General features: G+C 32.2%; 10 protein-coding genes. 4 read left to right on the top strand and 6 right to left on the bottom strand.

The window, feature by feature from the left end:
* Positions 1 to 217: 217 nt before the first annotated feature.
* Positions 218 to 1,099 (top strand): hypothetical protein, encoded by an 882-nt coding sequence (locus tag C1H87_RS01280; RefSeq protein WP_158655089.1) that lies wholly within the window; start codon positions 218 to 220, stop codon positions 1,097 to 1,099.
* Positions 1,096 to 2,067 (top strand): hypothetical protein, encoded by a 972-nt coding sequence (locus C1H87_RS01275; protein ID WP_102754082.1) that lies wholly within the window; start codon positions 1,096 to 1,098, stop codon positions 2,065 to 2,067. Before C1H87_RS01280 ends, C1H87_RS01275 begins: the two co-directional genes overlap by 4 nt.
* A 154-nt stretch (positions 2,068 to 2,221) precedes the next feature.
* Here C1H87_RS01275 and C1H87_RS01270 read toward each other — a convergent pair whose 3' ends face one another.
* From C1H87_RS01270 to C1H87_RS23635, 5 genes are all read right to left on the bottom strand, one after another.
* Positions 2,222 to 3,814 carry a RagB/SusD family nutrient uptake outer membrane protein gene (locus C1H87_RS01270; protein WP_158655088.1) on the bottom strand — a complete coding sequence of 531 codons (1,593 nt, stop codon included), beginning with the start codon at positions 3,812 to 3,814 and terminating at the stop codon, positions 2,222 to 2,224.
* Between the two features lie 19 nt (positions 3,815 to 3,833).
* A complete protein-coding gene (locus C1H87_RS01265) occupies positions 3,834 to 7,364 on the bottom strand; it encodes a TonB-dependent receptor (protein WP_102754080.1) in 3,531 nt (1,176 codons plus the stop codon).
* 145 nt (positions 7,365 to 7,509) lie between these two features.
* Positions 7,510 to 8,550 carry a FecR family protein gene (locus C1H87_RS01260; RefSeq protein WP_102754079.1) on the bottom strand — a complete coding sequence of 347 codons (1,041 nt, stop codon included), beginning with the start codon at positions 8,548 to 8,550 and terminating at the stop codon, positions 7,510 to 7,512.
* Between the two features lie 294 nt (positions 8,551 to 8,844).
* The gene (locus C1H87_RS01255) at positions 8,845 to 9,426 is read right to left on the bottom strand and encodes an RNA polymerase sigma factor (RefSeq protein WP_102754078.1); all 582 of its coding nucleotides are present in this window, start codon (positions 9,424 to 9,426) and stop codon (positions 8,845 to 8,847) included.
* Positions 9,427 to 9,872: 446 nt separating this feature from the next.
* Positions 9,873 to 10,007 (bottom strand): hypothetical protein, encoded by a 135-nt coding sequence (locus tag C1H87_RS23635; protein WP_262497886.1) that lies wholly within the window; start codon positions 10,005 to 10,007, stop codon positions 9,873 to 9,875.
* Positions 10,008 to 10,789: 782 nt separating this feature from the next.
* Here C1H87_RS23635 and C1H87_RS01245 point away from each other — a divergent pair.
* Both C1H87_RS01245 and C1H87_RS01240 read left to right on the top strand, forming a co-directional pair.
* Complete coding sequence (locus C1H87_RS01245; RefSeq protein ID WP_158655087.1) at positions 10,790 to 11,464, top strand: hypothetical protein; 675 nt, start codon at positions 10,790 to 10,792, stop codon at positions 11,462 to 11,464.
* Between the two features lie 47 nt (positions 11,465 to 11,511).
* The gene (locus tag C1H87_RS01240; RefSeq protein ID WP_102754075.1) at positions 11,512 to 12,240 is read left to right on the top strand and encodes a T9SS type A sorting domain-containing protein; all 729 of its coding nucleotides are present in this window, start codon (positions 11,512 to 11,514) and stop codon (positions 12,238 to 12,240) included.
* A 13-nt stretch (positions 12,241 to 12,253) separates the two neighbouring features.
* On the opposite strand, the gene mgrA is transcribed toward C1H87_RS01240, so the two are convergent.
* A complete protein-coding gene (gene mgrA, locus C1H87_RS01235; protein ID WP_102754074.1) occupies positions 12,254 to 13,267 on the bottom strand; it encodes an L-glyceraldehyde 3-phosphate reductase in 1,014 nt (337 codons plus the stop codon).
* Positions 13,268 to 13,324 lie beyond the last annotated feature (57 nt).

The raw sequence follows: 13,324 nt of genomic DNA, 5'->3' as shown, positions 1-13,324 counted from the left end.
CGATTTATCAAACTAAGGTTTTTCCTTATTTAGAATAAGGAAAAATAGTTTAAAATCTATAAAAGTTTTAATTATCCCTTATTAAAAAAAGTGGTTTGCCTTACCAATTATAAGGGAAACCTTAACAAGGTTTTCAAGAACATATCCTAATTTTAATGTCAGCACATTGTGGTTATTTTATGTGTTAAAAAAATCAAACTATTTTAAAAACCTTATCATGAATAAAAAAATCAAAATAAATGCTAGAGAAATTTTCCTCTTTTTAATTGTATCATTTTCAAGTTTTAGTGTGTTTTCTCAAAGCTTTACCTTACCGAGTGATGGCAAATGGTATTTAATAGCAACTATAGGAGGGAGGCATGCTTATATAGATTATGTATATGACCATACAACGGCACATAATCCTTCAATAGCAAAAGGCGAAATTCAATTTATTAATGCCAAAACATATATAATTCAAAGGCATCAAACCATGGGGTATGGATCACATAATCAGCCACAATTTGCTGTAATAAACAAAGGAGGTACTTCAGAATTATGGATCAAATCTACTGTAGGGACGAACGCTGGCACTTTTCAGGTAATTAACTCAAAATATGCAACATTAAATTTAGGAGCTACTAGTGACTTAGATTTATCCGACAATGGAGGTTATCTTAAAATATATGATAAATTGCCCAACTATAGTCACCTTTATACTGGAAATTTAAATGTTCTGGATGGTAATATTGGAATAGGAACAACTAATTCAGGCTCATGGAAACTAGCTGTTAATGGGAAAATTAGAGCTAAAGAAATAAAAGTAGAAACAGGTTGGTCGGATTTTGTTTTCTATGACGATTATAAATTACCAACTCTTCAAGAAGTAGAAAATCATATTAAAGAAAAAGGACATTTAAAAGATATTCCAAGCGCAGAAGAAGTGGAAGAAAATGGCATTTTTCTAGGAGAAATGGATTCGAAATTGCTTCAAAAAATAGAAGAATTAACACTTTATACCATTCAACAGGAAAAAGAAATTCAAAAGTTGAAAAAGCAAGAAAGAGAGATCTCTGAATTGAAGATATTGGTTGAAGAATTATTAAAATCTAAAAAATGAAAAAAATAGCACTATTAATTACGATCACATTTATTTTTAACTTATCATCATTTGCACAATGGAATGATAATGGAACTAATTTAACGACTACTGATAATGTTGGTATAGGAATTACTTATCCTTCAGAAAAGCTAGATATAGATGGGGCAATAAGAGTTAGAAATGGCTCAGATTCATGGAGATTTGTTACTAATTCATCAGGGAGTTTTTCTATAAAAGAAACAGGTTTTTCAGGGGCGCTTAATATTTATAAATCTGGCTCAGTAAATACAAATTTGTTAAACTTATTAAATGGAAACGTAGGAATAGGTACAGTTTCTCCAAAAGCAAAACTGGATATAGAAGGTGGAGATTTTTATTTAGGAGAGGAAGTCTCTAAAAATGGTGAGAGAAGACAAATACGAGTATATGGTTATGATAATAGCAGTCAATTTTATGGAAGTATCCATTCGAATTGGGAAGATGCTAAAAGAACTTTTGATATTTATACGAGTAGTTTGACAAATCAACTCAAAATTGATGCATCTGCTAACTCAAGTGGAAGAATAGTTATTCTACCTGGTGAAAATACAGGAGTAGGAATAGGAACAATAAACCCTGGTTCTTGGAAATTAGCAGTAAATGGAAAGATTAGAGCTAAAGAAATCAAAGTAGAAACTAGTTGGTCGGATTTTGTTTTCTATAACGATTACAAATTACCAACCCTTCAAGAAGTGGAAAACCATATTAAAGAAAAGGGACATTTAAAAGATATTCCAAGTGCAGAAGAAGTGGGTGAAAATGGAATTTTCCTTGGAGAAATGGATTCGAAATTACTTCAAAAAATAGAAGAGTTAACACTTTACACCATCCAACAGGAAAAAGAAATTCAAAAATTGAAAACGCAGAATACTCGAATAGATAAACAAGAAAAGGAAATTTTTAAATTGAAGTTGTTGGTCAAAAAGTTACTTAAATCTAAAAAGTAAGTTTGTATTAATTGACTAATAGCAAAGGCATAATACATAAACAGAGTAATACCAAAATAAAATCCCTCAACAAAATATGGTTTGTTGAGGGGTTTAATAATTTAATCCTAAATAAAAGCTGTAACGGTTACTTTAGGACTAATCAATCTAAATATTATCTCGGATATCCAGGATTTTGCTCTAAATTAGGGTTAGATTCCAAATCTCTTTGTGGATAAGGGAATAATAGCCTATGTGGTTCAATATCTTGAATGTCGAAAGAATTTGGATAATTGTTTTGATTAGGGTTATAAAAGCCTACTAGTTTTGACTTTGTATACTCTAAACCTCTTCTACGCATATCAAATAACATATTATGTTCAAAAGTAAGCTCTAAATCTCGCTCTAAAAACACGGCATCTCTAAAATCCTCTTTAGACAATCCTCCTAAAAGTGGTAAGCCAGCTCTTTCTCTAACGGCATTAATTCCTGAATAGTCTGGAGTATCTAACTCATTAGTAACTTCAGAATGTAATAATAAAATGTCTGCATATCGTAATACTGGAAAGTTATTCGGGTTATTGAAATTCCCTGTAAGTTCAGCTCCTCGAGCTCTCCATTTTCCTACATGTCCTTGTGCATCAGGCCCTGCATCGTATCTAAGTATTTCACCAGCGTTAAATCCGTTTATATCTTCTTGTAAAACATATTCAGTAACAATACTCCATTGGAATCTTGGTCCAGAATCATGAGAAGCATACCAATCTACAAATTCTGGAGGTACGCCATCAAGACCAGCTCCTTTGGAAAATTTGTCACCCTCTCCGCTAGTCCATATTCCAGAAGTAGCATGTTTAGGTGTGAAATATCCAAATATTCCTCTATAATTTTGGGATGGGCCTTCTTTCTGGATGGCATATAAAAACTCTTCGTTATTGTCGTTTTGCCAATCAAAAAGTAACTCATAAGGGTTTGATGCTCCTACACCAACCAAGCTATACTCACCTGAGTTGATTACTTCTTCCAATAACGTCCTTGCTTCTGTTAAATTAGAATTATCTTCTAATGGTTTCCCAGCCATCGTTATGTAAGCTTTAGCCAAAGTGCCTTTGGCAGCTCCTTTAGTTATATGCCCCAAAGGAATGCCTCTAGAAATATATTCACTTCTAGTAGGTAAATCAACAATAGCTTCCTTTAAATCTTTAGTTAAGAACGCATAGGTCTCTGTGGTAGTGGCTCTTTTGGGGTACAAATCGTCGCTAAGTCCTTGTGGTTTGTCTATAATGGGCATGCCACCCCAAAGTCTAACCGCATAAAAGTAACACATAGCTCTTATAAATTTAGCTTCAGCAATAATTTCTGCTTGCCTTTTGGTGTCTTTCATTTCAATATCGGGAACTTTGTCAATTATTTCGTTTGAAGACCTGACTGCATCCCACATAAATTCTAATATATCAAAATAAGCAGGGTCTGTTCGGGTTGTATTCCATGTCCATGATGACAGGTTGTTTCTTTGATGTACCTGGCGGTACCTGTAATGTAAAGATGGTGTAGGAAACCCAACAGCCCAATGCATCCAATTGGCATTTAATACGGCTTTACCTATATCACTGTGTGCTGTATTTAATATCGTTTCAACTGTTGCCTCTGTTGGAAAATTTCCTTCTCCATACGTATCGTGAAGTTCTTCTTCTAAGTAGCTATCGCAACCAACTATTGGGAGAACAACTATAAGCATTAAAAAAAGGTTATAAATATATTTTTTCATTTCTCTTAAGATTTTTTTGTTAAAAATTAGCATTTAAACCAAAAGTAAATGTCTTAGCTTTTGGATATACTCCTGTGTCAAAACCTTGACTAAATGGTACTGTACCACCAGAACTTACATCGGGATCATATCCTTTATATCCTGTAATTGTAAATAAATTAGATATATTCATGTATAGGTTAAGACCGCTTAAAAAACTAATGGATTTAGTTGGAACTGTATACCCCAATCGTACATTTTTTAAACGCAGGTAGTTTCCGTTTTGCACATCTCTACTATGAAATCTATTGTGTCTAAAGCCATTATCACCTCTTCTTGCTACTTGCGCATCTTGATTTTCTGGTGTCCAAAAATCTGAATAAAATGGATCATCTGAATCACCTGGATAAAACATGACAACTTTTCCTCCTGTGGTTCCTTGAAAAAATAGTGATAAATCTAAAGCTTTATATTTAAGACGATGGGTAAAACCAAAAATCATTTTTGGCTGGCCAGTACCTAGAGATTGTTGATCGTCATCTGTAATAATACCATCTCCATTAATGTCTTTATATATCCAATATCCTGCTTTATTATTATTTCTATTAGAATCCATATCTACCGGCCAATTATCTGCTTGTTCTTGATTATCAAAAACACCTTCGGTAACGAAACCATAAATTTGTCCTGCAGGTTTTCCTTCATAAAGTCTTAATCCACCTCTTCTTTGCCATTCTGAAACTTCAATATATGGCTCATTAGTATTTGGATCTATAGTAGTACCTTCTCCTACATCTGTAGCCTCACTACTCATAAATGTTGCATTGGCGTTTACATCCCAACTAAAATTTTTGCTCCTAAATACAGCATAATCTGCAGCAAGTTCAACTCCTGAATTTCTTAGTGCTCCAAGATTTTGCCTTGATGACTTAAAACCTGAACTTTTAGGTATAACTACATCCAATATTAAATCATCTGTGTCCTTTAAATAATAATCAAAAGTAAGCCCTAGTTTACCATTAAGAAATCTGGCATCAAAACCAATATTATATTGAGTTGTTGTTTCCCATTTTAAGTTGTCATTTTGAATACGAGACAAACTTGCCCCATTTACTAACTCTCCGTTGCCATAACTATATCTATTGGGACCAATTGACCATACTCCTAATGAACTATATGCATCTATATTTCCATTACCAGTCTGACCAATACTTCCTCTTATTTTAAAATCTGAAATAACATTCTGATTTTGTAGAAAATTTTCTTTTGTAGGTTTCCATGCTAATGCAAGTGATGGGAAAAATGCCCACTTATTATTTTTTCCAAATACCGAGGATCCATCATATCTTGCGTTAAGACTTATATAATATTTACCTTGATAATCGTAATTTAAACGCCCAAAATACCCTTCTGTTTGCCATTGGCGCTTACCATTACTTGCTCCAAGAAGCTCAGAATTTCCACCTCCAATATTATCTGTTCTTAAGTCATCTGCTAAAAAATCGGATATAGAAACATTTAAAAACTCATTAACCTGTTTAACTCTTTCTACACCAACAATTCCATTTAAATTATGCTCACCAAAAGATTGATTGTAAGTTAGGTAGGTATTGGCATTAGTTCTAGTAGATATAACATTATTAATTCTAGCAGTACCATTGTTATTAGGGGTTCCTGAGAATGTTAATGTTCTATCAATATAAGTATCTCTTGTAGCATTTGAATAATCTATACCATAACTTCCTGTTAACTTCAATGTTTTATGAAGTTTTAAGTCCATTTGAACATTTCCCAAAAGACGATTGGTTGCAATCTCATCGTGTATTCCTTCAATTATCCTAAGGGGGTTGGTATAAACATTTGGCCCAGATGTTTTTGGATCTGTGTACCAAAGCCCAGCAGCATCATTAAACCAATCTGGGTTAATGGCTGGAGAAAAACTTAAAGCTTCTCTAACTACATTATAATTGAATCCTGCTCCTGCGGGAACTCTATTATTAATATTGTGACTCACCAAAAAGTTACTCTTTAGGTTAAGAAAACCTACTTCTTGATCTAGGTTGAATCTCGCTTGCATGTCCTCATAGTTAGACCCTACCATGATACCTTCAGCATCATAATATTTTCCAGATAAAAAATATTTGGTTTTATCTGTTCCTCCAGAAAAAGTCACTGAAACATCTTGTATTAATGCTGTTCTATATAAAATGTCTTGCCAATTATGGGTTTCGGCATTTTGTGCTAATGGATGAAACTCGTCAGAACCGTTATACCTTACATCTGCAGGAGCTATATTGTTGTTAATTTCTGCCTCTGTTAATCCTGCTACCCAAGCTGGTCCATCTAATGTGGTAATTTTTTTAATAACAGTTTGGGCACCTGTAGAATAATTAACGCTTACTTTTGTTTTACCAATAGCGCCTCCTTTAGTAGTAATAAGTACAACACCATTAGACCCCCTGCTACCATAAATAGCTGTGGCTGCGGCGTCTTTTAATATTTCAATGGATTCTATATCGGCAGGGTTTATAAAAGATAATGCATTTGCACGTACTTTATTATCATCTCCTCCTTCATTAAAACCACCACCTACATAAAGGTCATCGTTATCACTATTAACAGGAAATCCATCTATTATATACAAAGGTTCTGTAGATCCAGTGATGGTACTATTTCCCCTAATTCTAATATTGATTCCTCCTCCGGGTGCTCCATCACCAGTGGTTACTTGTACTCCTGCGGCTCTACCTTGTAGCAAATTACTAATCGTATTCGTTGGGATCTCCTGAATGTCTTTTTGAGTTACAGATGAAACGGAACCTGTTAAATCACTCCTTTTAACACCTCCATAACCCACAACAACAATTTCTTCTAATTTTGCTATGTCTTCAATTAAAGAGATATTTACTAATGTTTTATTGGCAATTTCTACTTCTTGCGTCTTAAAACCTAAATAAGAAAAAACCAATATAGTAGAATCACTAGGCACATTTAAAGAGTAATCTCCATCAAAGTCAGTTTGTGCTCCTATACTGGTTCCCTTTACTATAACATTAACACCTGGAAGTGCCACACCATTGGCATCTGTGACCTTACCTCTAATTTTATTTTGAACAGTTTTTATGTTTACAAGAGATGTTTCTAAATTCACAGAAAGGTCACTAGTTGTTACCCCTTGATTAGTAACACCTTTCATTTTTTGAAGCTCACGTTTTATGAAAACAATCTGCTTATCCTGAATGACGTATTCAATTTTGTTCTTATTTAATAATAGATCTAAAATATTGCTTATTTTAGTCTTTGTTACATTAATGCTAACAATGCTGTTTTCGTCGATAAGGTCTTTATTGATAAGAAAATAAAATTCACTCTTTTCTTCAATAGCATCTAGTACAGATCCCAGTTTTACATTCGTCATGTTTAAGGTCATTTTTTTATTCTGGGAATAAGAACCATTTGCAAAAACACTTGTAACTGTAACTAAAAACAGGAATACCGATATTTTCATAATTCTCAAGATATTTCTAATACGGCGCGATTGTAGATCACACCGCTCTGCTTTTTTTTTCATATTTTTGTTATTTAGTAGTTTTTTAATTTGTTAATTCTGCTAATAATTTTTAACAGGGATGTATTGCAACTACATTCCTGTTCTTTTTTATCTCAAATTCACATAGGCATATATTTATATTTAGTTAGTTGTTTTTGTATATTTTTCATTCAACTTTAATTACTATTTTACGTTTACTGAATTGATTATTTTCGTCTTTCTCTCTCGATTCTATTTTATAATCAATAGGGAAGCTCATCTTTAATAAACGTAGCACTTCTTCAATATCTTCATCTACAAATGTTGCTCTTAACCGTAAATCTTTATCATTTTTATTCTCGATATCAACCGATACATTGTACCACCTACTTAATCTTTTTGCGACTTCATTAATGGGGTCGTTTCTAAAAATAAGTTTACCTTCTTTCCAACTAGAATACTTATAGGCTTCTTCTAGTTTTGTTTTATCTACGCTATTATCTTCGGTATTTATTACAACTCTATCTTGTGGATCCATTTCCAACTCTTCACTAGTATTTAGCTGTTTTAACTTCACTTTTCCAGTTTCTAAAACAACATCTACTTTTTCATTTTGATAGGCTGAAACATTGAATTGCGTTCCTAAAACAGAGATGTTAACATTAGAGGCATATACATTAAAAGGTTTGCTCGCATTTTTTTTAACATCAAACCAAGCCTCACCAGTTAATTCAACATCTCTGGTTTTACCAAACTTTGCCGGGTATTTAATTTTAGAACCACTATTTAACCAACCCATACTACTATCTGGAAGTGTGAATTGAACCCTAGAACCTAAAGGCGCGCTAACTTCTACATAAGAATCTTCATTTGTATATTCTTCTTGTACTACATTAAAATAAATCATGCACATAAATGCTATAGGTAGTATTAATATAGCGGCTATGCGAGCATAAGCTTTCCATACTTTAATGAAGATATTTTTTTGTGAGTTACTTTGCTCTTTTTGATTTATTTCCTCATAAAGTCTAAGTAATATATGATCTAAGTCGTGGTCTGGTATATCATATTGGTTATGAGATTCATTCCAATTTTGCTCAAGAAATGCTTTCAATTCTTCTTCTACTTCTGTATTTGAAAACAATTTTTCTATATATAAACTATCTTTTTGGTCATAATTGCCAGAGAAATAGTTTTTTATTCTTTTCCTATCAATGTTTTGTTTCATCAAAAAAATGTTATTTATGAGGGCAAACAAAATGCTTGGTGGTAATATCCTTAAACTAAAGAGTTCCCCTACTAACCTAAATAAGTTTATTATGTTAATTAAGACGCATTGACCTTACGGTAATAGGACTGACACTCATTTTAAGGCTGAAAGTTTGTAAAGAGAAATACCGAAATATAAAAGACTAGAGATTGTAAAACTTAATTAGTACGAATTCATATAATTCGAGCCAAATGTTTTTAGAAGTTTAAAGTGAAATGTACTAAAGTAAATAGTTTTTGATACTAATAAGCTCTATACTATTTGTGCTTTTTCTTGAGGTTCGTTAAAATCCCAATTGAGCTTGATAAACCTTAGGGCAGAAGTAATTTGGTTTTCTACAGTTTTAGGGCTAACATTCATTTCTTTAGCTATTTCTTTTACAGACAGTCCATCAAAACGGCTTTTTATAAATGTTTCTCGCCTGCGATCCGGCATTTTAGAAACCAATTCCATAACTCGTTTCATCATAAAATTATAATCAATTTGACTTAAAGTGGATTGATCAAAATCAATGACCTTTTCTTTTGAATTTAAATAGGTTCGAATTTTATTTCTTTTAATAAATATTTTTTTTATCAAGTTTAATGCTATGGTAAAAATGTAAGATTTGAAACTATGTTCTGGTTTTAAATCAGCTCTTTTTTCCCAAACTTTTGAAAAGACATCCTGCACAACACCTTCTGCTTCTACAGGAGACTTTAAATATCCTAAAGCAAAACCATATAGGTTCTTACTATATTTATTAAATAACTTTTCAAATGCTTTTATTTTTCCTTCTTTAAGACTTTCCACTAAAGCTCTATCACTATTTAGAATAAACAAGTCTTTTTTCATAAAAGGGCTTTACTTTAAGTTAATTTTGAATGACTTTTAGTCGTGGGGGCAATCAAAATTAGTCAATAAACCAAGGAAGTAAAGTGGGTAAATTATTCAAAATGGTTAATGAATTGTTCGAACAACTTAGTTTTTCAAATACTTTAAATGTGAGTGTAGCAGTAAGCCTTACAAAATTATAACTACTTGTATTTCTAAAAGTTATACGAATTGATCTCGTTAGGCTATAGTATGCTGCTACTGTTCGTTTTTTAAGAGTCTCTAAAAGACATAATAAAAAGAAAACTAGCTAATCTAGGCTATAATTAGTGAATAAAATAAGAGTAATTCATTTTGTCATTTAAAGCCTTTCGACTTTAGTTGATGCTGAGCTTAATAGAAGTACTTAAGATAAGCTAAAGCGAAGAGCCTTATTAACTTGTAAATTAAAAGGTTATAAAGTTAATTTAGTAAGCATAGTGTTTTAACCGTCTCCAGTCATCTTCATACGAATAGCTAAGATTTGGTACGATTCTATTGGTCAGTAAATTTTCTTGAGTGATAGTATTTATGTATTTAGATATTTTGACTGTTGATTTCATTTTTGATTGATTTTTGATAGTGAAATGCTGAAACAAGTTCTGTACGGGCGAGTTCGGCATAGATTGATTGATGAATTTTTTTGTCTTAAAGACGTTACTTATCTGTAACGTCTTTTACTATTCCAGTTGTAGCTTTTTGTATGGGGTAGGGTATTGGTTAATTGATTAGTGTTTAATGTTCTCATGATTTCTGTTTGATTTTTGATTGATTAGTGGGGATTGAGCATAGTCGAAATCCCTGAAGTCATTTTTGATTTTCAATTATCTAAAACGTCTTTTTTTATTCCATTGGCTACTTTTAGTACCAATTAAAGTTCCACTTATTTGATTGTCGTTTAATGTTCTCATAATTTCTGTTTGATTTTTGATTGATTAGTGGGGATTGAGCATAGTCTAAATCCCTGAAGTCATTTTTGATTTTCAATTATCTAAAACGTCTTTTTTTATTCCATTGGTTACTTTTAGTACCAGTTAAAGTTCCACTTATTTGATTGTTGTTTAAAGTTCTCATAATAGTTATTTAATTTGATTATACTAGATAGACGACAATAAATGTAAATTGTTACAGTACTATGTATAACAAAGTAATAAATTAACATATTTTAACTATTTTGGTAGGGTATTGGTAAGTAATAACTCATTTTTTAGACCTTTTAAGCCTTTTAGGAATGATTATTGTGTTAAATGAATACAAAAAATTGCATCGGAGTGAGTATGTTTTTAGATAAAAAAATATCTTTGGATCGTATTATGCCCATAAACTCAATGAATAAGTAAAACAAATGAGACTTTATATTTCATTTTTTATTCTTTTCCTTTTCTCGTTATCAACGTATGCCCAGGTTGATTCGAAAAAGAAATCTATAGCTATTCCTGCTATAAAAAGTAATAAGGACTCGTTAGATTCTAAATCCTTACTGCCATCCAAACCCATTAATAACAATACAGGTATAAATAATATAAATACACCTCGTACATATAAGAATCTTAATATGCCAAAAAAGAAGTTTTCCATGTTTCCGCAAGAAGAGTTTGGCAATCCGGGAGAACTCTATGAAGAACAAATAAAGAGAAAGGTTAATGCTATTAAAGAAGAGCAGGGGCTAGGTACAAAAGGAAGTAAGGTAGATTTGTATTTTGGAGATATTAAAACAAAATCTAAATATGTTTATGTTCAATACAGGGATTATGGTCAAGTTGATGGCGATTTAATTCGAGTTTCAGTAAATGACGAAATTGTTGAATATCGTGTTTCATTATCAGGCGGATTTGGTGGTTTTAAATTGACTTTAAAAGAAGGGTTTAATAAAATAGACTTTTTAGCTTTACATGAGGGATACACCTTACCTAATACAGCACATTTTAGAATAATAGATGACCAAAATAATATTTTAGCTTCAGATTTATGGGCACTTTCTATTGATGTTAAAGCTACTATTATTGTTGTTAAAGAGTAATGTTTTTGATACCTTAGGGGTTCTATATTTGTAGTTTATCATATTCCATGAAGTATATCATTCCTCTTTTTATTTTTATTGTATCATATAGCAGTTTTTCACAAAGTCCCATAATCAAAGACGGTACATGGTATTTACATAATTTGATTATTAATAGTGAAGAACATCCTTTTCCTATTAACAGTGCTAATAGAGTAATTGATGGCACTTTTTCTACTTTGGCCAATGACAAGAAAGGTTTTAATACATGGGTATGCGACACTATGGAATGTAGTCTAGATTTTGATTCAGAAAACCCTAGTTTTTCAATAATAAGCAAAGGTATTACTTTAGGTGGCTGCACATTTGATGCAAATATAGTTTCACCTCAGTTGGTAACGGATTTTGAAATAAAATGGTATAACTTTTTTAACTATGGTAATATTTATAGTTATGAAATAATTGAAGAAACTTCAACGACTTCACAAACTTTAATTATTACAGATGCTAATGGTAATAAGGCTATTTTCAATAATGCTGTGTTATCGACTAATGAATTTTCAAATTTAGATTTCTCAATTTACCCAATTCCCGCAAAAGAAGAATTAAATATTTCGTCTACAATCAACTTAGAAAATTTGAAATTTACAATTTTTGATCTTAGTGGAAAAGTAATTGCAAAAGAACAAAAAGTAAAATCTAAACCGATCAATATTGAAAACCTATCTAAAGGTGTTTATTTTCTTCAAATTAAGAGTAACATTGGAAATGTAGTAACTAAGAGGTTTGTAAAATAATTCCAAAAGGAAATTAAATAACAATCTTATCAATCAACTCTAATTCCTCTTCAGTAAAGTTTAGATTATCAATAGCCTTTACGTTTTCTTTTAATTGATTAGGCGAGCTTGCTCCAATTAAAACCGATGCCACCTGTGGTTGGCGTAAAATCCAGGCAATAGCCATTTGCGACAGTTTTTGTCCACGTTCTTGGGCAATGGCATTTAAGTGCTGAATTTTTTCAATATTACTAGTTACGGTATTTTCATCTAAATAAGTAAGGTTTTTTGCTGCCCTGGAACCTTCTGGAATGCCTTTTAAATACTTATCAGTCAACATCCCTTGAGCCAATGGTGAAAATGCAATACAGCCCACACCGTTTTGCTCTAAAGTGGTTAAAAGTCCATTTTCAACCCAACGATCAAACATAGAATATCTCGCTTGGTGTAAAATAAAAGGAACATTTAAGTTTTTAAGAATCTCGGCAGCTTTTTGAGTGTCTTCAGGTTGGTAATTCGAAATACCAACATATAATGCCTTACCTTGTCGTACAATGTCTGCCAGCGCTCCCATGGTTTCATCCAATGGTGTTTCGGGGTCTGGTCTATGGTGATAAAAAATATCCACATAATCTAAGCCCATACGCTTTAAACTTTGGTCTAGACTAGATATTAAATACTTTCTTGAGCCTAAGTTACCATATGGTCCCGGCCACATATCGTAACCCGCTTTTGTGGCTATAAATAATTCATCCCTATACGATTTAAAATCCTTTTTAAGGATGGTACCAAAGTTTTCTTCGGCAGATCCATATGGAGGGCCGTAATTATTCGCTAAATCTAAATGTGTGATACCCAGATCGAATGCGCATCTAATAATATCCCTTCCATTTTGGATATTATCGACAAACCCAAAATTATGCCACAGTCCCAATGAGATAGCAGGTAAAAGCACACCGCTTTTTCCTGATCTATTATACGTCATGGTATCGTATCTCTGGTTTGATGCTTGGTAACTTGTCGTTCCGGATTTATCGTTGATTTGCATATTCTAGGTAACTAATTATAAAACGTAAATGTATAAATTAGTTTTTAGATTTGGTTG

This window comes from Flavivirga eckloniae, from assembly GCF_002886045.1.
Classification (GTDB): Bacteria; Bacteroidota; Bacteroidia; order Flavobacteriales; family Flavobacteriaceae; genus Flavivirga; species Flavivirga eckloniae.
This window is presented reverse-complemented; position numbering and strand designations above follow the sequence as displayed.

Coding starts and splice junctions, on each gene's coding strand:
- C1H87_RS01260 (WP_102754079.1), bottom strand. CDS start 8,550: ATGAAACAAAACATTGATAGGAAAAGAATAAAAAACTATTTCTCTGGC.
- C1H87_RS01265 (WP_102754080.1), bottom strand. CDS start 7,364: ATGAAAAAAAAAGCAGAGCGGTGTGATCTACAATCGCGCCGTATTAGA.
- C1H87_RS01270 (WP_158655088.1), bottom strand. CDS start 3,814: ATGAAAAAATATATTTATAACCTTTTTTTAATGCTTATAGTTGTTCTC.
- C1H87_RS01240 (WP_102754075.1), top strand. CDS start 11,512: ATGAAGTATATCATTCCTCTTTTTATTTTTATTGTATCATATAGCAGT.
- C1H87_RS01245 (WP_158655087.1), top strand. CDS start 10,790: ATGAGACTTTATATTTCATTTTTTATTCTTTTCCTTTTCTCGTTATCA.
- C1H87_RS23635 (WP_262497886.1), bottom strand. CDS start 10,007: ATGAAATCAACAGTCAAAATATCTAAATACATAAATACTATCACTCAA.
- C1H87_RS01255 (WP_102754078.1), bottom strand. CDS start 9,426: ATGAAAAAAGACTTGTTTATTCTAAATAGTGATAGAGCTTTAGTGGAA.
- mgrA (WP_102754074.1), bottom strand. CDS start 13,267: ATGCAAATCAACGATAAATCCGGAACGACAAGTTACCAAGCATCAAAC.
- C1H87_RS01280 (WP_158655089.1), top strand. CDS start 218: ATGAATAAAAAAATCAAAATAAATGCTAGAGAAATTTTCCTCTTTTTA.
- C1H87_RS01275 (WP_102754082.1), top strand. CDS start 1,096: ATGAAAAAAATAGCACTATTAATTACGATCACATTTATTTTTAACTTA.